22 protein-coding genes are annotated in these 25811 nt (G+C 65.9%); 11 read left to right on the top strand and 11 right to left on the bottom strand.

Translation table 11 applies throughout. From position 1 onward, the window contains the following. Positions 1-7: 7 nt before the first annotated feature. The 4 genes from pstA to LX70_RS01440 form a co-directional block, all read right to left on the bottom strand. The gene (gene pstA / locus LX70_RS01455; protein WP_105512756.1) at positions 8-1354 is read right to left on the bottom strand and encodes a phosphate ABC transporter permease PstA; all 1347 of its coding nucleotides are present in this window, start codon (positions 1352-1354) and stop codon (positions 8-10) included. Then, positions 1351-2811 carry a phosphate ABC transporter permease subunit PstC gene (gene pstC / locus LX70_RS01450; RefSeq protein WP_105512755.1) on the bottom strand — a complete coding sequence of 487 codons (1461 nt, stop codon included), beginning with the start codon at positions 2809-2811 and terminating at the stop codon, positions 1351-1353. Before pstC ends, pstA begins: the two co-directional genes overlap by 4 nt. Positions 2812-2872: 61 nt before the next feature. Beyond that, a complete protein-coding gene (locus LX70_RS01445; RefSeq protein ID WP_105512754.1) occupies positions 2873-3898 on the bottom strand; it encodes a substrate-binding domain-containing protein in 1026 nt (341 codons plus the stop codon). A gap of 146 nt (positions 3899-4044) precedes the next feature. Beyond that, positions 4045-5091, bottom strand: a complete 1047-nt coding sequence (locus tag LX70_RS01440; RefSeq protein WP_105512753.1) for an ATP-binding protein — start codon at positions 5089-5091, stop codon at positions 4045-4047. A 177-nt stretch (positions 5092-5268) separates the two neighbouring features. Between LX70_RS01440 and LX70_RS01435 the strand changes: the two genes are divergently transcribed. Beyond that, positions 5269-5667 carry a hypothetical protein gene (locus LX70_RS01435; protein ID WP_146111526.1) on the top strand — a complete coding sequence of 133 codons (399 nt, stop codon included), beginning with the start codon at positions 5269-5271 and terminating at the stop codon, positions 5665-5667. Between the two features lie 19 nt (positions 5668-5686). On the opposite strand, the gene LX70_RS01430 is transcribed toward LX70_RS01435, so the two are convergent. The 3 genes from LX70_RS01430 to recA form a co-directional block, all read right to left on the bottom strand. After that, positions 5687-5983, bottom strand: a complete 297-nt coding sequence (locus LX70_RS01430) for a DUF1330 domain-containing protein (RefSeq protein ID WP_105512751.1) — start codon at positions 5981-5983, stop codon at positions 5687-5689. Next, positions 5980-8640, bottom strand: coding sequence for an alanine--tRNA ligase (gene alaS, locus LX70_RS01425; protein ID WP_105512750.1), 2661 nt, complete (start codon positions 8638-8640; stop codon positions 5980-5982). Before alaS ends, LX70_RS01430 begins: the two co-directional genes overlap by 4 nt. Positions 8641-8787: 147 nt before the next feature. Beyond that, positions 8788-9864 carry a recombinase RecA gene (gene recA / locus LX70_RS01420; protein ID WP_105512749.1) on the bottom strand — a complete coding sequence of 359 codons (1077 nt, stop codon included), beginning with the start codon at positions 9862-9864 and terminating at the stop codon, positions 8788-8790. 192 nt (positions 9865-10056) lie between these two features. Between recA and LX70_RS01415 the strand changes: the two genes are divergently transcribed. Next, positions 10057-10647: a hypothetical protein gene (locus LX70_RS01415; RefSeq protein WP_105512748.1), complete on the top strand. Its 591-nt coding sequence runs from the start codon at positions 10057-10059 to the stop codon at positions 10645-10647. A 146-nt stretch (positions 10648-10793) separates the two neighbouring features. Here LX70_RS01415 and LX70_RS01410 read toward each other — a convergent pair whose 3' ends face one another. From LX70_RS01410 to guaB, 3 genes are all read right to left on the bottom strand, one after another. Further along, entirely contained in the window at positions 10794-13136 is a 2343-nt protein-coding gene (locus LX70_RS01410) for an ATP-binding response regulator (protein ID WP_105512747.1), read from the bottom strand. A 70-nt stretch (positions 13137-13206) separates the two neighbouring features. Then, complete coding sequence (locus LX70_RS01405; RefSeq protein ID WP_105512746.1) at positions 13207-14376, bottom strand: RsmB/NOP family class I SAM-dependent RNA methyltransferase; 1170 nt, start codon at positions 14374-14376, stop codon at positions 13207-13209. Between the two features lie 16 nt (positions 14377-14392). After that, positions 14393-15841: an IMP dehydrogenase gene (guaB, locus tag LX70_RS01400; RefSeq protein WP_105512745.1), complete on the bottom strand. Its 1449-nt coding sequence runs from the start codon at positions 15839-15841 to the stop codon at positions 14393-14395. A 148-nt stretch (positions 15842-15989) separates the two neighbouring features. On the opposite strand from guaB, the gene LX70_RS01395 reads away from it, so the two are divergent. Next, the gene (locus LX70_RS01395) at positions 15990-16688 is read left to right on the top strand and encodes a type 1 glutamine amidotransferase (RefSeq protein WP_105513543.1); all 699 of its coding nucleotides are present in this window, start codon (positions 15990-15992) and stop codon (positions 16686-16688) included. Between the two features lie 9 nt (positions 16689-16697). Here LX70_RS01395 and LX70_RS01390 read toward each other — a convergent pair whose 3' ends face one another. Beyond that, complete coding sequence (locus LX70_RS01390) at positions 16698-17663, bottom strand: TDT family transporter (RefSeq protein ID WP_105512744.1); 966 nt, start codon at positions 17661-17663, stop codon at positions 16698-16700. A gap of 159 nt (positions 17664-17822) precedes the next feature. Here LX70_RS01390 and LX70_RS01385 point away from each other — a divergent pair, with 159 nt between their 5' ends. From LX70_RS01385 to LX70_RS01350, 8 genes are all read left to right on the top strand, one after another. After that, on the top strand, positions 17823-18737 hold the full coding sequence (locus tag LX70_RS01385) for a DMT family transporter (RefSeq protein WP_245884892.1): 915 nt from the start codon (positions 17823-17825) through the stop codon (positions 18735-18737). Between the two features lie 87 nt (positions 18738-18824). Further along, positions 18825-19871 (top strand): hypothetical protein, encoded by a 1047-nt coding sequence (locus LX70_RS01380; protein ID WP_105512743.1) that lies wholly within the window; start codon positions 18825-18827, stop codon positions 19869-19871. A 112-nt stretch (positions 19872-19983) separates the two neighbouring features. Beyond that, positions 19984-20913, top strand: coding sequence for a DMT family transporter (locus LX70_RS01375; RefSeq protein ID WP_105512742.1), 930 nt, complete (start codon positions 19984-19986; stop codon positions 20911-20913). Between the two features lie 142 nt (positions 20914-21055). Beyond that, complete coding sequence (locus LX70_RS01370; RefSeq protein WP_105512741.1) at positions 21056-21919, top strand: ATPase; 864 nt, start codon at positions 21056-21058, stop codon at positions 21917-21919. 35 nt (positions 21920-21954) lie between these two features. Then, positions 21955-22890 (top strand): homoserine O-acetyltransferase MetA, encoded by a 936-nt coding sequence (gene metA, locus LX70_RS01365; protein ID WP_105512740.1) that lies wholly within the window; start codon positions 21955-21957, stop codon positions 22888-22890. Positions 22891-22963: 73 nt separating this feature from the next. After that, the gene (gene ppk2 / locus LX70_RS01360; protein WP_105512739.1) at positions 22964-23872 is read left to right on the top strand and encodes a polyphosphate kinase 2; all 909 of its coding nucleotides are present in this window, start codon (positions 22964-22966) and stop codon (positions 23870-23872) included. Beyond that, the gene (locus LX70_RS01355; protein WP_105512738.1) at positions 23865-24482 is read left to right on the top strand and encodes a TetR/AcrR family transcriptional regulator; all 618 of its coding nucleotides are present in this window, start codon (positions 23865-23867) and stop codon (positions 24480-24482) included. Before ppk2 ends, LX70_RS01355 begins: the two co-directional genes overlap by 8 nt. Before the next feature lie 79 nt (positions 24483-24561). Further along, on the top strand, positions 24562-25788 hold the full coding sequence (locus tag LX70_RS01350) for an MFS transporter (protein WP_105512737.1): 1227 nt from the start codon (positions 24562-24564) through the stop codon (positions 25786-25788). Positions 25789-25811 lie beyond the last annotated feature (23 nt).

Genomic DNA, 25811 nt, shown 5'->3' with positions numbered 1-25811 from the left:
CGACATATTACCAGCGCCTTTCGAAACGGCGCCGCAGCAGGATCGCGACGGCGTTCATGGCCAGCAGGAACACCAGCAGCACGATGATCGCACCGGATGCGCGTTCCACAAAGGCCGGATCGGCGCGCTGGGTCCAGTTATAGACCTGCACCGGCAGCGCCGAGGCGGGATCGAAGAACCCTTCCGGCGGCGCGTCGGGATATTCGCGGACAAAGGCCACCATCCCGATCAGCAGAAGCGGCGCGGTTTCGCCAAGCGCCTGCGCCAGCCCGATGATGGTGCCGGTCAGGATGCCGGGCATGGCCAGCGGCAGGACGTGGTGAAAGATCGACTGCATCTTCGACGCACCAATCCCCAGCGCCGCGTCGCGGATCGAGGGCGGCACCGCCTTCAGCGCCGCGCGGGTGGAGATGATGATCGTCGGCAGCGTCATCAGCGTCAGGACAAGCCCGCCAACGATGGGCGCCGATTGCGGCAGGCCCGCGAAGTTGATGAAGATCGCCAGGCCGAGGATGCCGAAGACGATCGACGGCACGGCGGCGAGGTTCGAGATATTCACCTCGATCAGGTCGGTGATGCGGTTCTTCGGCGCGAATTCCTCAAGATAGATCGAGGTCGCGACGCCCAGCGGCAGCGACAGGCACAGGACCACGATCATCATATAGGCAGAGCCAAGGATCGCGACGCCAAGCCCGGCCGCCTCGGGCCGCAGTTCCGAGGCATCGGGGGCGGTGATGAAGGCCCAGTTGAACGCCTTGTAAAGCGTCCCGTCCGCCCGCAGCGCATCGGCCAGCAGAAGCTGGTTCGGCGACACGTTGCTGTCGCGCTGGGCGCTGTCCATCGTGACGCGCCCCTTGAGGTAGCCGTCGATCCGGCCATTCGCCAGCACCGTGAAGGGGACCGTCTCGCCGATCAGGTCGGGATGGGCCAGCACCCGGTCGCGCACCCGTGCGGCGGCGTCCTTGGAGATCATGTCCTTGATGTCGGTCTTGGACAGCCCGTCGATAACGATGCCCTTGTCCTCGATGGTCTTGGCCAGCGCCTGTTCCAGCAGCTTGCCATAGGTGATCGTCGTCACCTTCTTCATGACCTCGGGGTCGCGGCTGCCGGTCTTGTCGAGGGCCTTTTCGGTCAAGGTGACGTCAAGGCGCAGCGAGGTCTGTTGGAACGCGCCAAGCCCGCTTGAGAGGACCGAGATCAGCAGCAGCACAAGCGCCAGCATCCCGATCCCGACGGCGATCAGGCCATAAAGGCGGAACCGCGCCTCGGCGGCGTTGCGACGGCGCGTGCGGGCGTCAAGCTCAAGCAGCCCGCCCCGGCGCGGCGGGGTCTGGGTGGCGGTCGCGTCGGTCATTCGTACTGCTCCCGGTATTTGCGCACCACGACGAGGGCGATCACGTTCAGGCCCAGCGTGAAGACGAACAGGACAAGGCCAAGCGCGAAGGCCACCAGCGTCTCGGGCGAGGCGAATTCGGTGTCGCCGGTCAACTGGCCGACGATCTTGACGGTAACCGTCGTCATCGCCTCGAACGGGTTCAGGCTTAGCTTCGCCGCCGCGCCCGCGCCCATGACGACGATCATCGTTTCACCAATCGCGCGGCTGGCGGCCAGAAGGATGGCGCCGACGATGCCGGGCAGCGCGGCGGGCAGGATCACCTGTTTCACGGTTTCGGACTGCGTCGCGCCCAGACCGTAGGACCCGTCGCGCATGGCCTGCGGCACCGCGTTGATGATGTCATCCGACAGGGACGACACGAAGGGGATCAGCATGATGCCCATCACCAGCCCCGCCGTCATCACGGATGAGGAGCTTTGGCCAAGCCCCATCGGCTGGGCGAAATAGTCGCGCAGGAACGGGCCGACGGTGATCAGGGCGAAAAGACCGTAGACGATGGTCGGGATGCCCGCGAGGATCTCAACCGCCGGTTTGACCACCGCCCGCATCCGGCGCGAGGCGTATTCAGAGAGGTAGATCGCGATCAAAAGGCCCACCGGCACCGCGAAGACCAGCGCGATGAAGGAAACGTAGAGCGTGCCCCAAAGCAGCGGCCAGATGCCAAGTTCGGAATTGCCCCGGAATTGCGGGTTCCAGGTCAGGCTGCCGAAGAACTCCCGCGCCGGATAAAGCCGGAAGAAATGGATGCTTTCGACCAGAAGCGAGGCGACGATGCCCACGGTCGTCAGGATCGCCACCAGCGAAGAGCCAATCAAGAGCGCGACGACGAAGGATTCCGAGACATTGCGGGCGCGGAAATCGGGGCGGATGCGGGTCAGCGCGACGCCAAGGCCGCCAAGCGCGATCAGCAGGACCAGCGCGGCCATGGCGGTGCGGCCCGTCTTGCTGTCCGCGCGGTAGGTCTTTGCCGCCTCGAACACGGCGGGGGTCACGTTGGCGCCGATGGCGACGCCGACATTGCCCAGGCGGGTGCGGATGTCGCTGAAATCGGCGCGCATCGCGGCAAGCTCACCCTCACCCATCCCGGCATCGGCCATGACAAGGTCCAGCCCGTCGGCGATCCGGCGCACGTCGGCCATGACAAGGGAGGTGTTGCTGCCATCGGGGATGTCGGCCGGGGTCAGCAGGTTTGCGGCGCGGTTTTCCACCACGATGGGCTGGATCAGCAGCCAGGCCATCAGCACCAGAAGCGCGGGGACAGCGGTGAAGAGAAACGCCATCTGCCCGTAAGAACCGGGCAGCGAATGCAGCTTGCGCGCGTCGCCGCCCGCCGTCCTGACCGAGCGCGCCCGGCCGATGGCATATCCCGCCACCGCCAGCGCCAGAACGATCAGAAGGATCAGTCCGATACTCATGTTGTCCCACCCAGGCAGTAAACCGGGCGGCGAAAGGTCCCGCCGCCCGGAGAGTCATGGCTCAGTTCAGCGGCGCCATCGGCGTTTCATTCGCGATCATCGCCTGCGTCGCCGCCAGCTCCGGGTCGGAGACGAGGCCATAGGCCGCCAGCGGGCCGTCCGGGCCTGCCATCTCATCCGAGACGAAGAATTCGACGTATTCCTTCAGGCCGGGGATCACGCCGATATGCGCCTTCTTGACGTAGAAGAAAAGCGGGCGGGACACCGGGTATTCGCCGGTCGCGATCGAGTCCGTCGACGGCACGATGCCGTCCATCGTGGCGACGCGCAGCTTGTCGGTGTTGTTCTCGTAGAACGACAGGCCGAAGACGCCGATGGCGGTCTTGTTGGCGTCGAGACGGGCGAGCGTTTCGGTATAGTCGCCGTCGATATCGACCGAAGCGCCATCGGTGCGCAGTGCAAGGCAACCTTCGGCCTTCTCGTCGCCCGCGGCCTTCATCGCCTCGGCGGCGCCGGTGGCCTCACAGCCCGCTTCCAGAACCTTCACGTCGAACACTTCGCGCGTGCCGTGCTTGGTGCCGGGGATATAGGCCTGGATCGCCTGCGCGGGCAGCGCCGCGTTCACGTCGGACCAGCTCTTGTTCGGGTTGTCGACCAGCGCGCCGTCCACCATGACTTTCGCGGCCAGCGCGTTGTACCAGTCGGCAGGCGTGAAGGCGAATTCGGCGCCGTTCACGTCAGAGGCGAAGACGATGCCGTCATAGCCGATGCGCACTTCCATGATCTCATCGACGCCGTTCGCTTTGCAGGTGTCGATGTCGGACTGCTTGATGCGGCTGGAGGAGTTGGCGATGTCGATGGTGTTTTCGCCCACGCCCTCGCACAGCTTCTTGCGCCCGGCGCCCGAACCGCCGCCTTCCACGACCGGGGTCGGGAAATCGAAGTTCTCGCCAAAGGCCTCGGCGACGATGGTCGCATAGGGCAGCACGGTCGAGGACCCGGCGATCTGGATCTGGTCACGCGCTTCGGCAACACCGGCGGCAGCGGCCAGCGCGATCACCGAAACGGCAAATTTCGCGGATTTCATTGCATTCTCCTGCAAGTCAGTGGCGGCCACCCCTCCGGCGACCATGACCCGCCGTCTAGGCTGCCGCGGCTATGCTTTTGTGACAGGCGTGTAACAGTTTCACGACAGCGTCCGGGGCAAGGCCACGCCCCCTGCCCCGCACGGGGTCAGTCGGCAGGCAGCAGAACGATGAAATTGCTGCCTTTTCCGGGTTCGCTTTCAATCTTCAACCGGCCCCGGTGGCGGTTGACGATATGTTTCACGATCGCCAGGCCAAGCCCGGTCCCCCCCTTTTCGCGGCTGCGATGGGTATCGACGCGGTAGAATCGCTCGGTAATGCGCGGCAGGTGCAGGGCATCGATTCCCTCGCCCTTGTCGATGAATTCGATCTGCACCGCCGGGCCGCGCAGCACGGGTTCGCGCTCGATCCGGCCCACCCGGATCGTCACCGCCTGCCCCGCCGCGCCGTATTTCAGCGCGTTTTCCAGAAGGTTCTGGCAGACCTGCGTCAACTGGTCGGCATCGCCCCGGATCTGGATCGCGTCGTCGGGCGCCTGAAGATCGACCGCCACCCCGGCGGCGCGGGCCTGATCGCGCAGGGTGACAAGGGTCGCGCGAATCAGGGCCACCAGATCGACCCGCGCCTCGGGCCTGCGGCGTTCCTCCGATTCGACACGGCTGAGAGAGAGGAGATCGTTCACCAGCCGGATCATCCGGCCCGCCTCACGCTCCATGATGCCAAGGAAACGGTCGCGGGCGGCGGGGTCGTCGCGCGCGGCGCCGCGCAGCGTGTCGATGAAGCCGACGAGCGCGGTCAGCGGTGTGCGCAGCTCATGGCTGACATTGGCGACGAAATCGCGGCGGATGGAGGCGGATTGTTCCAGCGCTGTCTGATCCTCGAACGCGATGATGGCGCCCGGCCCGCCGCCCGAAGGATCGGTGAAGGGGTTGATGGTCACGGCCAGATGCGTCTCGCCCGATTGCGTGACCAGCGTGATGCGCGCGCTTGTGGCATCGCCGTCCTGCAAACATCTCTCAACCCCGTCCAGATAGGTCGGATGGCGCAGGAAAGTCCCCGCGCCGCGCCCGCTCAGCGCCATGCCAAAAAGCGCGTCGGCGGCGGCGTTGGCGGACAGCACGCGCTGGGTGGCGTCGATATGGACAAGGGGCATCGGAACGGCCGCAAGACAGGCGGAAATAATGTCGGTCGTCATGGAAAACCCCCTTGCAATGCCCGCGCGCGCAAAGCTGGGCGAAGGCCGGGCAAAAGTAAATCCGGGCTTTTTGCTTTTCCGATCCGCCCCGATGCGCTAAACCGGAGGGAGAGTTCGACAGTACCCATACCTTCGTGGGGTAAGGCTGGGTCCACCGAAAGGACGGAAGGACCGACAATGCCAACGCGCCATCGTGGCCGCAGCGATGCCGGGATGTCCGCAGGGGCGGGTCCGGGGGTGGACAGCGTTCTTCTGATCGACCTGCCCGTCGAAATGACCGCCGCCCTGCCCGATCTGGCCGAAACCACGACGCTTTCGGCGCAGTTCGACGAGGTCGATATCGACTATATCGCGCGCCACGATCCGCAGGTCGTCTTCGCGCCGCTGGTCGGGCCGCGCTTCGATATTCTCGATGTGGGGGCGAAACTTCTGCGCTGCGGCTTTACCGGGCAGTTGCGGGCGCTGAGCGGGCCGCTGCCCAATCTCGGCGCGGTCCGGTCGGAGCTTCGCCATCACTGCGTCGGGCTGGATGTCGACATCGTCGTGCTGACCCCGCCCGCCGCGACGGGGCATTGACCCCGCCGCCGGCTGCGCCTCAGCCCTCTTCCAGCACCATCAGGTCACGTTCTGACGCGCCCTTGGCATGGGCCAGCGCGGCCTGATATTCCGCGCTGTTGTAGCAGGCCACCGCCGCCTCAAGCGAGGGGAAGCGCGCGACGACGTTGCGGGGGCGGTCGTTGCCCTCAAGCTGCTGATAGCGCCCACCGCGCGACAGGAAGACCCCACCATGCTTGGCAATCGCCGGTCCCGCGAGGGCCGCATATTTGCCATAGGCCTCGGCGTCGGTCACCTTCACATGCGCGATCCACAGCGCGGTTTTCGTCTCGCTCATGCCGTTCCTCCGATCACCGCCTCGGCGGCCTTGATGGCGTCCTCCGCCTTCGACGCATCCGCGCCGCCTGCCTGCGCCATGTCGGGCCTGCCGCCGCCGCCCTTGCCGCCAAGGGCTGCCGCCGCCGCCTTCACGATCTCGACCGCCGACAGCCTGCCCGTCAGGTCGGCCGTCACGCCTGCGGCCACCGCCGCCTTGCCGCCGGTATCCGCGACGACCAGCACCGCGCCCGATCCGACGCGTGCCTTCAACTCATCGACGAGCGCGGGCAGGTCCTTGCCCGACACGCCCTGAACCGACTGGGCGATGAATTTCACGCCCGCGATGTCCTTCGCCTCGGGGCCTGCCGCCGCGCCGCCGCCCATGGCGACCTCACGCCGCAACTGCGCGATTTCGTTGGACAGCGCCTTGCGGTCGTCGATCAGCGCCTTCACACGCTCCACCACCTCGGCCGGTTGCGCCTTGAGCGCCGCCGCGATCTCTGCCAGCCGCGCGGCCTGACCCGAGAGGTGATCCAGCGCCGCCTGCCCGGTCAGCGCCTCGATCCGCCGCACCCCGGCGGACGACGCGCTGTCGCCCAAGAGCACAAAGGCGCCGATGTCGCCGGTGCGTGCCACATGGGTGCCGCCGCAAAGCTCCAGCGAATAGGTGTCGCCCTCGGCGCCCTTGCCGGAACCGTTCAGAAGGCCCATCGACACGACGCGCACCTCATCGCCGTATTTCTCACCGAAAAGCGCCTGCGCCCCCAGCGCGCGGGCATCGTCGGGCGTCATGATCCGGGTTTCCACAGGCGTGTTCTGGCGGATGAAGTCGTTGACCTCGGCCGAAACCACCGCCAGTTCCTCGGCCGCCATGGCCTTGGAATGGCTGAAGTCGAACCGCAGCCGGTCCTCGGCGTTCAGCGAGCCGCGCTGCGCGACGTGATCGCCAAGCGCGCGGCGCAGCGCCTCATGCAGCAGGTGGGTGGCCGAATGGTTGGCGCGGATCGCCGTGCGGCGTTTGTGGCCGACCTCAAGCTTCGCGGGCTGGCCGCGCGCGATCTGTCCCTCGGTCACCTCGCCGATATGGATGAAGACGCCGCCGGATTTCTTCGTGTCGCTGACGCGGACCATGCCGGTATCGGTGCGGATCAGGCCGGTATCGCCGACCTGACCGCCGCTTTCGGCATAAAACGGCGTCTGGTTGACGACGACCTGCACCGCCTCGCCTTCCTTCGCGCTGCCGATCTCGGCGCCCTCGCGCACCAGCGCGGTGATCTGGCCTTCCGCCGTTTCGGTATCGTAGCCGAGGAACTCCGACGGCCCATGCTTTTCGGCCAGATCGAACCAGATCTGGGCGTCCTTCGTCTCACCCGACCCGGCCCAGGCGGCGCGCGCCTTGGCCTTCTGTTCGGCCATGGCGGCGTCGAAGCCCTGAACGTCCACCTCACGCCCCTTCTCGCGCAGCGCATCCTGCGTCAGATCAAGCGGGAAGCCATAGGTGTCGTAAAGCTTGAAGGCCGCAGCACCCGGCAAGGGCTGCCCCTCGCCCAGCCCGCCAAGCTCATCGTCCAGAAGCCGCAACCCCCGGTCGAGCGTCTGCTTGAACCGGGTTTCCTCAAGCTTCAGCGTTTCCTCGATCAAGGGTTGCGCGCGGGTCAGTTCCGGGTAGGCCGCGCCCATCTGGCGCACCAGCGCGGGGACAAGCCGATACATCACCGGGTCCTGCGCGCCCAGCATATGCGCGTGCCGCATCGCGCGGCGCATGATCCGGCGCAACACATAGCCGCGCCCCTCATTCGATGGCATGACGCCATCGGCGATCAGGAAAGAGGTCGACCGCAGGTGGTCGGCGATGACGCGATGATGCACCTTGCCCGGCCCGTCCGGGTCAGACGAGGTCGCATGGGCCGAGGCCTCGATCAGCGCCCGCATCAGGTCGGTGTCGTAATTGTCGTGCTTGCCTTGCAGAAGCGCCCCGATCCGTTCCAGCCCCATGCCGGTGTCGATCGACTGCATGTCGAGCGCGCGCATGGAGCCGTCCTCGAACTGCTCGTTCTGCATGAAGACGATGTTCCAGATCTCGATGAACCGGTCGCCATCCTCTTCCGCAGACCCCGGAGGGCCACCCCAGATATGGTCGCCGTGGTCATAGAAGATCTCGGTGCAGGGGCCGCAGGGGCCGGTCGGCCCCATCTGCCAGAAATTGTCGCTGGTCGCGATGCGGATGATCCGGCTTTCGGGGATGCCGACCTTCTTCCAGATCTCGAAGGCCTCATCGTCGGTGTGGTAGACCGTCGCATAAAGCCGGTTCTTGTCGATGCCGAAATCGCCGGTGATGAGGTTATAGGCAAAGGGGATCGCCTCGGGCTTGAAGTAGTCCCCGAAGGAGAAGTTGCCGAGCATCTCGAAGAACGTGTGGTGGCGCGCGGTGTAGCCGACATTGTCGAGGTCATTGTGCTTGCCGCCCGCGCGGACGCATTTCTGCGCGGTCGTGGCGCGGACATAGTCGCGCTTTTCCACCCCGGTGAAGCAGTTCTTGAACTGCACCATGCCGGAATTGGCGAACATCAGCGTCGGATCGTTGCGCGGGACAAGCGGAGAGGACGGCACGATGCGGTGATCGTTGCGTTCGAAGTAGGTCAGAAAGGTCGAACGGATGTCGTTCAGGCTGGGCATCGGGGCGGGCCTTTTCGGGCGGAGTGGATCAGCCTTGGCGTGTTAGCCCTTGTCTTGGCCCATGTCCACATTCCTGCGCGGGGCCGCCCGCCCCAACGCAAACGCGGCCCGCCGGGGGCCGCGTTCGGGGTCACCATGAGGGGCCGCTCAGGCCTCCATCACGTCATCGTCGCTGCCGCCCTCATCCGAGGCGCCGAATTCAAGCCCGTGGCTGGCGCGGATCTTGTCCTCGATCGCATAGGCGGTGTCGGGGTTGTCCTTGAGGAACTGCTTGGCGTTCTCACGCCCCTGCCCGATGCGTTCGTCGCCATAGGAATACCAGGCGCCCGATTTCTCCACCACGCCGGCCTTCACGCCAAGGTCGATCAGCTCGCCGGTCTTGGAAATCCCCTCGCCATACATGATGTCGAACTCGACCTGCTTGAAGGGCGGCGCGACCTTGTTCTTCACCACCTTCACGCGGGTGGTGTTGCCCACGACCTCATCGCGGTCCTTGATCGCGCCGATGCGGCGGATGTCGAGGCGAACGGAGGCGTAGAATTTCAGCGCGTTGCCGCCCGTCGTCGTTTCGGGGGAGCCGAACATGACGCCGATCTTCATGCGGATCTGGTTGATGAAGATCACCATGCAGTTCGACCGCGCGATGGAAGAGGTCAGCTTGCGCATCGCCTGGCTCATCAGCCTTGCGTGGACGCCGACGCTCGAATCGCCCATGTCGCCCTCAAGCTCCGATTTCGGCGTCAGCGCGGCGACCGAGTCGACCACCACCAGGCTGACCGCGCCGGAACGCACCAGCGTATCGACAATCTCAAGCGCCTGTTCCCCGGTGTCGGGCTGGGAGATCAGCAGCTCATCCAGGTTGACGCCCAGCTTCTTGGCATATTGCGGGTCCAGCGCGTGTTCGGCATCGACAAAGGCGCAGACGCCGCCCTTCTTCTGCTCCTCGGCCACCACATGCAGCGTCAGCGTGGTCTTGCCGGAGCTTTCCGGCCCGTAAATTTCCACGATCCGCCCCTTGGGCAGGCCGCCGATCCCGAGCGCGATGTCGAGGCCGAGCGAGCCGGTGGAGGTCGCCTCGATCTCCATCGCCGGGCTGTCGGCGCCAAGCTTCATGATGGAGCCCTTGCCGAATTGCCGCTCGATCTGCGCCAGCGCGCTGTCGAGGGCCTTTTGTTTTTCTGCGGAGCGTTTGTCGTTCATGTCAAAAAGGTTCGTCACTGCCATGGGTCGGTTCCTTATTTCACACCCCTGAGGGCGCAGCAATCATTGCCTGTGTTCGCCTCTTGTTCCCGCTCTTATGAGATCAAAAGAAGAACATTTCAACAGTCTTTTCTTAAAATTGAGCTTTTCTTCCTTTGGTAAATCTTTAGTTAATGCGCGCGGAAAAGGTGCCGGAAACGCGCGGAAAGGCCTGAAATGCTGGTGTTCTGGAAGGAAAGGCTCGTCTATCTGGCGACGCCCAAGACCGGGTCCACGGCGATCGAGGCGGCACTTGAGCCGCTGGCGAGCGTGGTGATTCAGCGCCCCCCCGTCCTCAAGCACACCAATGTGCGGCGCTACTGGCAAAGCTTCGCGCCCTTCCTTGAACGCGCCTCGGGTGAGGGGTTCATGGTGGTCGCGCTGATGCGCGAGCCGGTGGACTGGCTGGGAAGCTGGTATCGCTATCGCCAGCGCGACGGGATGGCGCGGCCGCAAAACAGCACGCGCGACATCAGCTTCGACGATTTCGTGCAGGCTTATCTGGCGAAAGAGCGTCCGCCCTACGCCGATGTCGGCCGTCAGGGCGCCTTCCTCAAACCGCATGAGGGGCGCGGCGCGGACCGGATCTTTCCCTATGAGCGGATCGGGACCTTCGTCGAATTCCTCGAGGACCGGCTGAACTGCGAGATCAGCCTGCCGCGCCTGAACGTCTCGCCCGAGGGGACCACCGAACTCAGCGCGCCGACCGAGGCGCGGCTTCGTGCCGCGCTGGCCGAGGATTTCGCGCTGCACGCCTCGCTGGGCTGAGCGGGCCGCGCGCAGTCCGGGCCGCCAGGTCGCGCCCCCTTGCTTCGCGGCGCCCCGTCTCCCCGCGCGCCAGGCGGGGTCACCGCGATGAACACCGAGGGGCCGACATTTACCGCTTGGCCCCTCGCATACCCGACGGGGCCGACCTAGTGGATCTGCCCCTGCACCGTCGCCGTCAATTCGCTCAGCGAGAAGGGTTTGGGCAGGAAGACCGAGTTCGGGATCCGTTCCCGCGTCTCGGTCAGGCTTTCCTCCGAATAGCCGGAAACGAAGACGACGCGCGTGTTGGGCCGGGTTTTCAACGCCTCTTTCACCCAGGTCGGGCCGTCGAGGCCGGGCATGATGACATCGGTCACGAAGACATCGACATTCAGGCTGTCATCTTCCAGCGTATGCAGCGCCTCTTCGGCGTTTTCGGCCTCGATCACCGTATAGCCGCGCAGCCGCAGCGCGCGGCTGGCGAAGGCGCGGACGGGGGCCTCATCCTCGACCAGAAGGACGACGCCGTCCCCCGCCGGCACGGATTTCCGCGCGCCCGCCGGCTGGGCCGGGGCGGGCGCGACCGCGTCCTGCACCTCATGGACCGGGAAGTAGAGCGTGAAGGTCGTCCCCTGCCCCACGACGCTGTCGCAGAAGATGAAGCCGCCGGTCTGCTTGACGATCCCGTAGGCGGTCGAGAGGCCAAGCCCGGTCCCCTCGCCCTGCCGTTTGGTGGTGAAGAACGGCTCGAATATCTTCGGCAGCTTGTCGGGCGCGATCCCCGTCCCCTCATCGACGACGCGGACCACGACATAGCGCCCCGGCGCCACCGTCGCGCGGTCGCGGCAAAGCGGTTCGCGCAGGGTCACGGTTTCGGTCTCGATCCTGATCTCGCCGCCCTCGCGCATCGCGTCGCGGGCATTGACGACAAGGTTCATGATCACCTGCTCCAGCTGCCGCTTGTCGGCGCGGATCGGGCAAAGGTCGGGGTCATGGGCAAAGGTGAGGCGCACCTTTTCGCCCACCAGGCGGTTCAGCAGATGGGTCAGGTCGGCCAGCGTGTCGCGCAGGTCGATGGGCTGCGGTTTCAGCGTCTGCTTGCGCGAGAAGGCAAGAAGCTGGCCCACGAGGCTTGCCGCGCGATTGGCGTTCTGGTTGATCTGCACCAGGTCGGCATAGTCCCCGTCGCTTTTGTCATGGCGCAGGAGGAGAAGGTCGCAATGCCCTGAAATAGCGGTCAGAAGGTTGTTGAAGTCATGCGCCACGCCGCCCGCGAGCTGGCCGATCGCCTGCATCTTCTGGCTTTGGACGAACTGCGCCTCAAGCGTCTTGAACTGGGTCGCGTCCGACAGCGTCGCGATCAGGCCGGGGCGCCCGCCCTCGGTCGTGCGGGTCAGCGTGACCTGAAGGAAGACCTCGCGTTCCTCATGGCGCAGGTGCAGCACCTCGGGCCGGTCCGTGCCGCGCCCGGCCATCGCATCGCCGATCCATTCGCTGACCGGGCGGCCCAGCCCCTCAAGCACGGTGCCAAGCGGCAGCCCGGCGGCAGTGTCACCGATCAGCGCCCGCGCGGCGCGGTTGATCTCGGCGATGGTGCCGTCCGGGGTCAGGCGCAAAAGCGCCACCGGCAAGGTCTCGAACGCGGTCGGATCGGCGCCGGGAAGCATGTCCCTGCCGGTCGCGGGCAAAAGATAGATCTCGCGCCGTCCGCCCGGCCCCTCGACCTCGGAAACAAGCGCGCGTACCGGGCCTTCGGCGCCAAGGATCTGATGCTCCTCCCCCGGCCGGACCGGCAGGTCGGCAAAGATCCGGTCGACGGTCTTGACCCGTTCGCCCACCAGCCGCCTGAGCGCCTCATTCATGAACAGCACCGTTCCGGTCCGCGAGGCGGTCAGCATCGGGATGCTGATCGTTTCGGCACCGCGCCCGCCGATGGCGCGTTCGGCCATATCCTCAAGCCGCCACAGGAACGCCGTCTCTCCGACCCGGTGGACCGACAGGCGGACATGGCCGCGCCGCGTCACCAGATCCTCACGCGCGGCCCCGGCGGCCTCGGCCCGGTTTTGCAGCCGGTAAAGCACCGCCGCCGGATCGGCAAAGACCTCGCGCAGCGCGCGGGCCAGCGTCTGGCCCTTGCGGGTGCCGAACCGGTCCAGCGCGGCGCGGTTCTGCGTCTCCACCTCGCCCGCCGCGTCGGTGGTGAAACTGGGTGAGGCATCGTGTTCGATGAAGCTTGCGATATGGGTGTTGATGCCGCCCCGCTCCACCTTCGCGCGGGCGCCGAGAACGCCGGTGAACAGCGCAAGCGCGGCAAGGCCGCCGCCCGCCGACAAAAGCGCCACCGCGCCAAGCGTCCCCTCGACGGCGATGGCGGCACCGGCGCACAGGGCGGCGGCGAAGAGCAGCATCACGGCACGGGGCGCCACGCTCAGCGCCGCGCGGGAGACGGGATCGGGATAGAGCGCCGGATGCGACACCGCGAAACTCCTCTGACTTCGGTTCCCTCGCATTCGCGCGGAAAGAGGTTAAGCCGGGCTTAACCGTCGTCATTTCACAATCTAAAATTGTGCAAATTTTAAGTCAGACGCGTGAGAGATGTGCGGCATAGAAACCGTCACCGCCCTCAAGGGGGGTGAAAAGGCGCTCATGTCGCAGGGCGAAGCCGTGGTTTCGGGCCAGGAATCGGTCGATCTGGCCGCGATTTTCAGGGCTTAGCAGCGAACAGGTCATGTAGATCAGCCAGCCGCCAGGGGCGACATGCGCCGCCGCACGGTCGAGGATGTCGGCTTGCAGCGTCAGAAGGTCAGCCAGACGATCCGGCGTCAGCGTCCACTTCGCCTCGGGTCCGCGGCGCCAGGTGCCGGTGCCGGAACAAGGAACGTCGGTCAGGACAAGATCGAAGGGCGCCATCTTGGCCAGCGCCCCGGTGTCGGCCTGCGTCACCGCAATGCCTGCGCGGGCGGCGCGGGTGGGCAGGTCCTTCATCCGCGCGGGGATCGCGTCATGCGCGGTCAGGGCCAGATCGGCCCGCGCGGCCATGGCAAGCGTCTTGCCGCCGCCGCCCGCGCAATAGTCCAGCACCCGCATCCCGTCTTGCAGCGGCAGCGCCTCGACCGCGCATTGGGGGGAAAGGTCCTGAAGCTCCACCAGTCCCTCGGAATAGGCCGTTGATGTCTTGATTTTCTGTGCGTTGGCAACCACTTCCAGCGCGAAGCTCGCCCCATCTGCGAGGATCGTTTCAATCCCCTCCGCCGCCAGCGCCCGTGCCGCCGCCTCACGCCCCTGACGCGCATTGGCGCGCAGACAGACCGGCGCGCGCTGGCGCATCCGGGCAAGGACCTCATCGGCGCTATCGCCCAAAGCCGCGTCGAAGTCGGGCAGCAGCCAGTCGGGGCAGTCAAGGCGCACCCCGCGCGGCAGCGTGGTCAGGTCCGGGGGCAGCGCCCCCTCCTCCGCCGTCAGCGGCTCCGGGCCGTAGCCCGCGCCGGTGAACAGGCTTTCCGGCGCCACGCCGCCCGCGCGCAGCAGGCCGATCATCAGGCCCCGACCCGTCTCCGCCCCGCCAAGGGCCGCGAAAGACCGGCGGCAGCGCAGCGCGTCATAGACATGGTCCCGCACCGCCGCCCGGTCGCGCGATCCCGCGAAACGGCTGCCGCGCGCCCAGCGGGTCAGCGCCTGCTCCGCCGCCTGGCCGCCCAGAACGGCATCAAGAATGGGGATCGCCGCCGCGATGCGCGCTTCGGGGGTCATTCAGACGGCCCGCGCATCAGCCGATCCGGTAGTTCGGGCTTTCCCGCGTGATCTGCACGTCATGGACGTGGCTTTCCTTCAAACCCGCCCCGGTGATGCGGACGAAATTGCAGTTCTTGCGCATCTCTTCCACGGTGCGGTTGCCGGTATAGCCCATTGCGGCGCGCAGGCCGCCCACCAGCTGGTGCAGCACCGCCGCCGCCATGCCTTTGTAAGGCACCTGCCCCTCGATCCCTTCCGGCACCAGTTTGTCGCTGGCCGCATCCTTCTGGAAATAGCGGTCGGCAGAGCCGCGCGCCATGGCGCCCAGACTTCCCATGCCACGATAGCTTTTGAAGCTACGCCCCTGATAAAGAATGACTTCTCCGGGGCTTTCATCGGTTCCGGCGATCGCCGATCCGACCATTGCGCAGGATGCCCCCGCCGCGATGGCCTTGGCGAAATCGCCGGAAAACTTGATGCCGCCATCGGCGATCACGGGCATGTCCCCGGCGGCCGCGGCGCTTTCCATGATCGCGGTCAGTTGCGGCACGCCGACGCCCGCGACGATCCGCGTGGTGCAGATCGACCCCGGCCCGATGCCGACCTTGACCGCGTCGGCCCCGGCGCCCAGAAGCGCGCGCGTCGCCTCACCCGTGGCGACGTTGCCCGCGATCACCTGCACGCTGTTCGACAGCGCCTTGACACGCTCCACCGCGCGCGCGACGCCCTCGGAATGGCCATGCGCGGTGTCGATGACGACAAGGTCCACGCCCGCCTCGATCAGGGCCTGGCTGCGTTCAAAGCCCGCATCGCCGACGGTGGAGGCGGCGGCAACCCGCAGCCGCCCCAGATCGTCCTTGCAGGCATGGGGGTTCAGCACCGCCTTTTCGGTGTCCTTCAGCGTCAGAAGGCCGGTCAGCTTGCCCGCGCCATCGGTGACCAGCAGTTTCTCGATCCGGCGCGCCTTCATCAGGCTTTTCGCCTCATCCAGATCCACCGGCTCGCGCAGCAGCGCCAGATCCTCACCAGTCATCACAACGCTGACCGGGGTCTTGTCGTCAGAGGCGAAGCGCATGTCGCGATTGGTGACAATCCCCACCACACGACCGACTTTGTCCACGACAGGGAAACCCGTGACGTTGTAGCGTTCCTGCAATTGGCGCGCGTCGCCGACGGTCTGGTCGGCGGTGAGCGTGATCGGGTTGTAGACGATCCCGCTTTCAAAGCGCTTCACGCGGCTGACCTGCGCGGCCTGTTCCTCAACCCCCAGGTTGCGGTGGATGACGCCGATCCCGCCCGCCTGGGCCATGGCGATGGCCATGCGCGCCTCGGTCACCGTGTCCATCGCCGAGGACAGAAGCGGGATGTTCATGCGGATCGAGCGGGTGACGAAGGTCGACGTATCGGCATCGGACGGCAGCACGTTCGATGCCGCGGGAACCAGAAGAACATCGTCGAATGTGAGAGCCTCGCGAATCTCCATGGCGCACCTCATTGGGGGAGTTTTCGTTTGGCGCTTCCCTGTTTCACGGGATGGGGCGAAGCGCAAGGGCAAAACCGAAAATCCTGCGGTTGCCCTTGCGCCCGACCGCAGGATGATGATCGTGGGGGGCGGCGAACGGGGGGACAGGATGCGCGTTGCGGTGGTTCACAACATTGACCCGTCCGATATGGGACAGGTCGGGGTCGCGCTGACGGAGGCGGGCGTGGAGGTGGTCGAATATCACCCCCATCGCGACGGTGTTTTGCCGACGCTGGCCGAAGGTTTCGACGGGCTGGCGGTCCTTGGCGGCGAACAGTCGGCGCTGGACGACGACCGCCACCCCTACCTGCCCGCGCTGGCCGCACTGATGGCCGAGGCGGCCGCAGGGGCGCGCGCGGTGCTGGGTATCTGCCTTGGCAGTCAGGTCCTTGCGCGCGGGCTGGGCGGGGAAAACAGCCTTGGCACCGCGCCGGAATTCGGCTGGACGGAAATCGGGCTGACCGAGGCCGGGCGCGCCGATCCGGTACTGTCCGCGGCCGGGCCGTCCTTCCGCAGCTTCGAATGGCATTCCGACACCTTCACCCTGCCGCCCGGTGCGGAGCGGCTAGCAACGGGTCAGGTCGTGCCGATGCAGGCCTATCGCTGGGGCCGCGCCGCCTATGGGATGCAGTTCCACTTCGAGGCCAACCGCAGCGTCGTGCGCGCCTGGACCGAGGGGTTCGCCGGGGCGGTGGCGCGGATGCGGCCCGACTGGACCGACCGCTACCCGGACGAAGAGGCCGCCCATGGCGCGGCGGCCGATGCGGCGGGGCTGGCCATCGCGCGGGCCTGGGTCAGGCGGCTCTGACCCCTGCCCTCAGGCAATCGCGGCGTTGGTCTTGACGGCAAGCTGCCCCTTGGCCCAGGCCTGCACCACCTTGAAGGCGATGGCCGGGATCACGATGGTCGCGACGGTCAGCAGCGCCAGCCCCGGCCAGCGCCACGCCCCGCCCAGCACCAGCCAGAGCGAGGCGGTCGCGGCGATGGGAAAGGTGAAGGCACCCCAAAGCGCGGAAAACCCCGACTCCGTCAGCCAGCGCAGCCGTGCCAGCATCCACAGCACGATCAGCCCGGCGATGCCCGCGCAGCCCATGGTGACGGCCTCCATCCCCAGCCCCTTCGCGACAAGGCCCAGCAGCGCCACAGGCGCGAGGTGAATGGCCAGAAGCGGGCGCAGCGGCGCAGGCACATCCTCACGCACGAACTGCTCGATGCTGACCGCCCAGATGAAGGCCGCCATCAGCGCGGAAAGGCCGAAGAGGATCAGCGCCATCGCCTCGTATCCCAGCCCTACGGCGGCCAGCGCGGCGATGATGTAGCCGACAAAGTTCAGATGCCAGACCGGCGTCACACGCCGCTGCGGCGCCGGGCCGGTGGCAAGGACATAGATCAGAACCAGCACGAAGATGCTGTGGACCGCCAGCCCGGCCATGAGAATCGCGCGCGCCGAGGCCGCGTCATAGGGCGTGACGGTCATCGCCAGAAGGTAGATGCACAGCACCGCCGTGCCGACCCCCGCGCGCCCCGGAAGAATCCTCAGATCCTCGGCCAGGACGGTCGGGCGGCGCATCAGCTTCACGGCGTAAGCCATCGCCGCAAAAAGGAAAAGCAGCGTCGTGGCGCCAAGGATCGCCTCGCTCAGCCCGTCGGGCAGGCCAAAAACCGCGATACCCCGCCGCCAGGCGATGCCAAGGCCGAAAAGCCCCATGATTGACGGAAAGATGGCCGGAGGCGTGCGCCGCCACAGACCGGGCGGCGTGGGTGCCGGTGGGTGAAATGCCATATCTGCCTGCCCCTTGTCGATTTTTCTTCATCTTGCATGGAACGGCTGAGTCGGACGAGCGGCAAATTGTCCGGTGGCCCGAAAACTTGCGCGCTGACGCAGAGGGGCCGCGCATCGGGGGCGCTGGACAATGGCGCGGCAAGCGGCGATCAGGGGCGCATGTTTCGTGGTGCGCCCTCTTACCAGACCGACAACCGGCCGCTTGCCGCCGCGCTGTGGATGAGCTGTTCGATCTTCGGCTTCTGCGCGCTGGCGGTTTCGGGCCGTCAGATCGCGCGGGACCTCGATCCGTTCGAGATGATGCTCTACCGCTCGTTGATCGGCTTCGTTCTGGTGCTGGCGGTCGTTGTCGTCTCGGGGCGGATGGCAGAGATCACCACCCGCAGGCTTGACCTGCAAATCATCCGCCATGGCATCCATTTCGCCGGGCAGGTCCTGTGGCTGATCGCGCTGATGCTGATCCCGATGGCGCAGCTTTTCGCGGTGGAGTTTTCCTCGCCCATCATCGTGGCGCTGCTGGCGCCGCTTTTCCTGTCCGAACAACTCACGCGGCGGCGGCTGGTGGCGGCGCTGATCGGGTTTTCCGGCATCCTGATCGTCGCGCGGCCCTTCGGCGCCGATGGCCTGTCCTTCGGACTTCTGGTGGCCTTGGGCTGCGCGGTCAGCTTTGCGGGCGCGGCGATCCTGACGAAACGGCTGACGCGGATCGTCTCGGTCTTCTGCATCCTCTTCTGGCTGACGCTGACGCAGAGTGTTTTCGCGCTGATCTCGGCCGGGTGGGACGGTGACATCGCCCTGCCCTCGGCCCCTGTCGTACCCTGGGTCCTCGTGATGGGCGTGTCCGGCATCGTCGCGCATCTGGGCCTGACCAAGGCGCTGTCACTGGCGCCCGCCACCATCGTGACCCCCATCGACTTCCTGCGCCTGCCGCTGATCGCGATCATCGGGATGCTGTTTTACGCCGAACCCTTCGACCGCTGGGTCATCGTCGGCGGCGCGGTGATCTTCGGCGCCAACTGGCTGAACCTGCGGGCCGAAAGCCGGGGCAAACCGGCCACAGACCGCACGGTTTAGCCCGCTACGCAGCGTCACGAATTGACGCAGGCCTCTGCCCGCGTCACTCTGACGCAATCAAGAACCAACACGTTAGGGATGAGTGTGATGGGACGTGTTCTTACGACTGCGAGTATCCTCGCGCTTGGTGCCGGCTCCGCCCTTGCGGGGGGGATCGAGCGTTCAAACCAGTCTGTCGCGCCGCTGTTCAAAAGCGGGAATTACATGGAGTTCAGCCTCGGGAGCTTTCAGCCCTCGGTCAGCGGCGTCTTCATGGGCGCGGTCTCCAGCGGCGACATGGCCGGGGACTATGTGACCTATTCCTTCGCCTACAAGCGCGCGCTGAGCGATCAGCTTGACATGGCGGTGATCGTGGACCAGCCGATCGGGGCGGATGTCAGCTATCCGACGGGGACCGGCTATCCGTTCACCGGCGCGACGGCCGAGGTGAAGTCCACGGCCGTCACCGGCCTTCTGCGCTATCGCTTCCCCAGCAATTTCAGCGCCTATGGCGGCCTGCGTCTTCAGTCGACCGATGCCTCGCTGAACCTGCCCTCGGGCGGTGGCCCCTACGCGCTGAGCGTCGATCGGCAGAACGATCTGGGCTATGTCCTGGGCGTGGCGTATGAAAAGCCGGACATCGCGCTGCGGGTCTCGCTGACCTACAATTCGGCGATCACGCATACCTTCACCGACAATTCGGCCAACCCCTTCGATGTGGAGATCCCGCAATCGGTGCATCTGGAGTTCCAGACCGGCATCGCCAAGGACACGCTTCTGTTCGGCTCGGTCAAATGGCGTGAATGGACGCGCTTCAACATCGCGCCGCCGGAATATCCCGCGAACCCGCTGGCCGACGGCAAGAGCAACGTGCTGACCTATACGCTGGGCCTTGGCCGCAAGTTCAACGAAAACTGGTCCGGCGCGGTCGTGCTTGGCTATGAACCGAAGGCAGGCGTGCCGGTCGGCAACCTTGCCCCGACCGATGGCTACAAGAGCATCGCGCTGGCCGCGACCTACAAGGTCGACAATGTCGAGATCACCGGCGCCGTCAGCTATTACGACATCGGCGATGCGACGACGACCAGCATCGGCTCGCAGTTCAAGGGCAATGACGGCATCGGCGTCGGCATCCGCGTCGGCTATACGTTCTGAGCTTTCGGTCACCGACCGACGGACGGCCCCGCCATCGCGCGGGGCCGTTTCCGTTTCGCCTATGCGCAAGTTCCGGGTGGCGGGGGGCTGCGGGCGCGGGTAGCAACGCGCCATGACACGGAATATTCCCCAACAGAACCTCTCCCCCCGCGCCTGGGCGCTTCTCCTTCTGCTTGCGCTGATCTGGGGCGGATCGTTCCTGTCCAACCGCGCGGCGCTGGAAGAGGTCGGCGTGCTGACCACCGTTGCCTTCCGGGTCGGGGGCGCGGCGATTGTCCTCTGGGGCTGGATCTTCTGGCGCGGGCTGGCGCTTCCGGGCGGGCGCCATGCCGGGCGGTTCCTGATCATGGGGCTTTTGAACAACGTGATCCCCTTCACGCTGATCGTCTGGGGCCAGACGCAGGTGGAATCGGGCCTTGCCGCGATCCTCAACGCGGCGACGGCGATCTTCGCGGTCCTGCTGTCGGCGCTGGTCTTCGCGGATGAGAGGCTGACCCTGCGCAAGGGGCTTGGCGTCGCGCTGGGCTTCACCGGCGTGGCGATGGCGATGGGGGTGGGCCATCTTTTCGCGTTCGATCCCCGGTCGCTGGGGCAGATCGCGATCCTCGGGGCCTGCCTCTCTTACGCCTGTGCGGCGGCCTATGGGCGCGTGGCGCTGAAGGGCCTGCGGCCCGAGGTGTCGGCGGCGGGGATGGTGACGGGCGCGGCGCTGGTGATGATCCCGCTGGCGCTTTGGCGCGAGGGGGTCCCGACGTTCGGCTACGCCCCCGCGACATGGGCGGCGCTGGCCTACCTTGCGCTGATGGCCTCGGCGCTCGCCTATCTGCTGTACTACGCCGTCCTTCAGGTCGCGGGCGCGGGCAATCTCAGCCTTGTCACGCTGCTGATCCCGCCCTTTGCCATCGCGCTGGGCGCACTGGTCTATGGCGAGGCGCTGCCGCTGACGGCCTATCTGGGTTTCGGCATCCTGGCGCTGGGCCTGCTGATCCTTGATGGCCGCATCGGGCCGAAACGCCGCGCCCGGACACAAGAAAGCGCGTGAAATCCGTTCCGGTTCCGGCTAAAGCGTTTCGGGTTTGCATTGAGAAAGTAAGTATCAGAATTCGAACAAAATAAGTTCGATTTCTGATTCACTGCAAACCCGAAATGCTATAGTCAGGCGCCGACCAACCGGGATGGGACCGATGATCTATCAAAACGCTTCCGACTGGCGCGCCGCGCCGCGCAAGAAGGTGCTTCTCTTTGGCATGTCGGGGCTGGGCAAGACCCATGTCTCCAACCTTTTGCGGGCGGCGGGGGACTGGTTCCACTACTCGATCGACTACCGGATCGGCACCCGCTACATGGGCGAATATATCTCGGACAACTTCAAGCGCGAGGCGATGAAGGTCCCGCTCCTGCGGGAGCTTTTGCTGACGGATTCCGTCCATATCTCTTCCAACATCACCTTCAACAACCTCGCGCCGCTCTCGACCTATCTCGGCAAGCCGGGCGATCCGGCGAAGGGTGGCGTGCCTTTCGCAGAATACCTGCGCCGTCAGGATCAGCATCGCGGGGCCGAAATCTCTGCCCTGCTTGATACGCCGCGCTTCATCGACCGCGCGCGGGAGCTTTACGGCTATGACAATTTCGTCTGCGATTCCGGCGGCTCGATCTGTGAGGTGGTCAACCCCGACGATCCGGCCGACCCGGTGCTGACGGCGCTGTCGGACAACCTGCTTCTGGTCTGGATCGAGGGGACAGAGGCCAACACCGCCGACCTGATCCGCCGCTTCGACCGCGCGCCGAAGCCGATCTATTACCAGCCGGAATTCCTGAACACGATCTGGGCGCGCTACCTGGACGAAAACAACCTGACCGAAGACAAGGTCGATCCCGACGCCTTCCTGCGCTGGGGCTATTCCCAGGTCCTCGCCCATCGCCAGCCCGCCTATGCGGCGATGGCGCGGAACTGGGGCGTCGCGGTTCCGGCGGCCGAGGTCGCGCGCATCCAGAGTGCGGCGGAGTTCGACGCGCTGATCGCCAAGGCCCTTGAGGCGCGCGGCTGACCGCTCTATCTCCGGGACATCACAGGAGAAATCAGATGCCCATCACCCTGCCCGAGACGCTTCCCGCCTTTGACGTGCTGTCGAAGGAAGGCGTCATGGTGATGTCGCCCGCCCGCGCCAGCCATCAGGACATCCGGCCCCTGCGGATCGGCCTTCTGAACCTGATGCCGAAGAAGATCCAGACCGAAAACCAGTTCGCCCGGCTGATCGGCGCGACGCCCCTTCAGATCGACTTTCAACTGATCCGCATGAGCGAGCATCAGGCCCGCAACACCGCCGCCGAACATATGGAGGCCTTCTACCGCCCCTTTCAGGAGGTGAAGGAGGAAAAGTTCGACGGCCTCATCATCACCGGCGCGCCCATCGAACACCTGCCGTTCGAAGAGGTGACCTATTGGGACGAACTTTGCGAGGTGATGGACTGGACCCAGACCAACGTGCATTCGACCTTCGGCGTCTGCTGGGGCGGGATGGCGATGATCAACCATTTCCATGGCGTGAAGAAATACCTTCTCGACCACAAGCTTTTCGGCTGCTACCGCCACACCAACCTTGCCCCGCAAAGCGGCTATCTGCGCGGCTTCTCCGACGATTTCGTGATGCCTGTCAGCCGCTGGACCGAGATGCGGCGGGACGAGATCGAGGCGGCGGGTCTGCGGCTTCTCCTGAACTCGGATGAGGTCGGCCCGGCGCTGGTCGAGGATCCCGGCCACCGGGCGATCTATGTCTTCAACCATTTCGAATATGACAGCGGCACCCTGAACGAGGAATATCAGCGTGACCTTGCGAACAACCAGGTCGCGGGCGCCTCGATCCAGATCCCGGTCAACTACTTTCCCGGCGACGATCCGTCACGCCGGCCGCTGAACCGCTGGCGCAGCCATGCGCATCTGCTTTACGGCAACTGGATCAACGAGATCTATCAATCGACCCCGTTCGAGATGGACCGGATCGGCCAGACCGCGCGCTGACGGCGCGGCGGGGCGTTGCGCCGCCGGGCCGGATCGCCATACTGCGTTCAACCGACAGACCGAGGACACCGCCATGGCGACATCGAAATCCGGCAAGGACGGGGCCGCCGCGCCCGATATTCCCTTCGTCGGCGACATCACCGCGTTTCTGGAAAACGATGCCCCCGCCGCAATCCGCAAGGCCATCGAGAAGGCCGGCAAGGACGACATGCTGTCCGACAGCTACCCCTATGACGAAGAGATGAAGGGGAAGGCATACGACAAACAGATGGAGCGCTTGCAGGTGGAGCTTGTGAAGATGCTCTATGACCTGCGCGAAAAGGGCAAACGGCTTTGCGTGTTGTTCGAGGGGCGCGATGCGGCCGGCAAGGGCGGCGCCATCGAGCGGCTGCGCGAGAACCTGAACCCGCGCAATGCCTATATCGTCGCGCTGCCGAAACCCACCGACCGCGAGGCGACGCAGTGGTACTTCCAGCGCTATATCGACTGGCTTCCGGCGGCGGGCGAGGTCGCGCTTTTCGACCGGTCCTGGTACAACCGGGGCGTGGTCGAAAAGGTTTTCGGCTTTTGCACGGACGATCAGAGGGAGCTGTTTTTCAAGCAGCTTCCGGGGTTTGAGAAGATGCTGGTCGATGAGGGGATCATCCTCGTCAAACTCTGGTTGAACGTCGGGCGGGCCGAGCAGCTTCGCCGTTTCCTCGCGCGCGAGAACGACCCGTTGAAACAGTGGAAGCTGAGCTGGATCGACGTCGAGGGGCTGAAGAAATGGGATGCCTATACGGATGCGATCCGTGAGACGCTGGAACGCAGCCATTCCGATGTCGCGCCCTGGACGGTGATCCGCGCCGATGACAAGAAGCGCGCCCGCATCGCCGCCATCCAGACCGTGCTGAACGCCGTCGACTATGCCCGCAAGGACGCAAAGGCCATCGGCAAGGTTGATGGCAGCATCTGCGGCGGGCCGAAGACGCTCGATGCCTAAACGGGGCTATCACCACGGCAACCTGCGTCAGGCGCTGATCGAGGCGACGCTGAAGCTGATCGAGGCGCAGGGGCCGCAGGGCTTTACCCTTTCGGATGCCGCGAAATCGGCGGGCGTCACCCCGGCGGCCGTCTATCGCCATTTCGCCGGGCGCGACGACCTGATCGCCGAGGTGGCACGCCAGGGCTTTGCGATCTTCGCCGACCTTCTGGACCATGCCTATGACGGCGGCCGCCCTTCGGCGCTTGCGGCGTTCGAAGCGACGGGGCGGGCCTATCTGGCCTTCGCGCGCAAGTTTCCGGGCCATTATCCGGCGATGTTCGAAAGCGGCATCTCGCTGAATTCCAACCCCGATCTGGCCCGATCCGCCGAGCGGGCGCGCGGGGTCCTTCTGCGCGCGGCCGAGGAACTGTCGAAGCACATCCCCGAAGGCCGCCGCCCGCCCGCCTCGATGTTCGCCGCCCATATCTGGGCGATGAGCCACGGCGTGGTGGAACTCTTCGCGCGCGGCCAGCCGGGGACACGCTCGCCCTATTCGCCCGAGGATCTGCTGGAAAGCGGGATCGGCATCTACCTGCGCGGCCTCGGCCTCGTCCCGCCCGACGCCTGAGACAAGAATTGTCACCGCGACAATTTTGCGCTGCCTCGGGTCCTTGTGGGCCGCGTGGCGCGGGGCTAGGGAGTCAGTCATGTCCACCGCAACCCCCGATCTGCCGCAGGATGACGACGCGCGCGCGCGCCGCAATGTGCTGGTCCTGATCGCCGCGCAGGCGATCCTTGGCGCGCAGATGCCGATGATCTTCGTCGTCGGCGGGCTGGCGGGGCAGATGCTGGCCCCGAACCCCTGCTGGGCAACGCTGCCGATTTCGATGATCGTGCTGGGGTCCATGCTGTCGGCCACGCCGATGTCGGCGCTGATGGGGCGTTTCGGGCGGCGTGTCGGATTCTGGATCGGCACGGCGGCGGGGGCGGCAGGGGCCACGATCGCGGCCTATGGCCTGTCGATCGGGTCCTTCTGGGTCTTCCTTCTCGGCTCGCTTGTCACCGGCACCTATATGTCGGCGCAGGGCTTTTACCGCTTCGCGGCGGGCGACATGGCCTCCGACGCGTTCCGGCCCAAGGCAATCTCATGGGTCATGGCGGGCGGGCTTGTTTCGGCCGTGATCGGCCCGCAACTGGCCACCGCGACGGCGGATGCGCTGCCGGTCGCCTTCTACGGCACCTATCTGGCGGTGATCGCGCTGAACGTCGTCGGCGCGTCCCTGTTCTTCTTCCTCGACATCCCGCGCCCGATGCCCGAGCCGGGCGGCGTGACGCTGGGCCGCAGCCGGGGGGAATTGCTGCGCCAGCCGATGATCCTTGTCGCGATGATCTGCGCCATGGTCAGCTATGCGCTGATGAACCTTGTGATGACCTCCACCCCGCTGGCGGTCGTCGGCTGCGGCTATGACACCGACGATGCGGGCCATATCGTGACCGCGCATGTTCTGGCGATGTATATCCCGTCCTTCTTCACCGGCCACCTGATCGCGCGCTACGGCGCGCCGCTGATCGTGGGCATCGGCCTGGCGATCCTTGCCGCCGCCGGCGCTGTGGCGCTGTCGGGGGTGGAACTGGAACAGTTCTTCATCGCGCTGGTGCTGCTGGGGATCGGCTGGAACTTCGGCTTCATCGGCGCGACGGCGATGCTGTCCTCGGCCCATGAACCGCATGAGCGGGGACGGATTCAGGGGATCAACGACCTGATCGTCTTTGGCGGGGTCACCTTTGCCTCGCTCTCCTCCGGGGGCTTGATGAACTGCTCCGGCACAAGCGTCGTTGCGGGCTGGCAGGCGGTGAATATCGCGATGCTGCCCTTCCTCGTGCTGGCGGGCGGGGCGCTGATCTGGCTGGTGATGCGTCCGCGCGAGGCGTGAGGGCCGTGGCTCGGGGGCCAGCC

The sequence above is a fragment of the Albidovulum denitrificans genome, from assembly GCF_002973535.1.
In the GTDB taxonomy this organism is placed as follows: domain Bacteria; phylum Pseudomonadota; class Alphaproteobacteria; order Rhodobacterales; family Rhodobacteraceae; genus Albidovulum; species Albidovulum denitrificans.
Note: the sequence above shows the minus strand (reverse complement) of the source record. Positions and strands in the feature narration are given on the sequence as shown.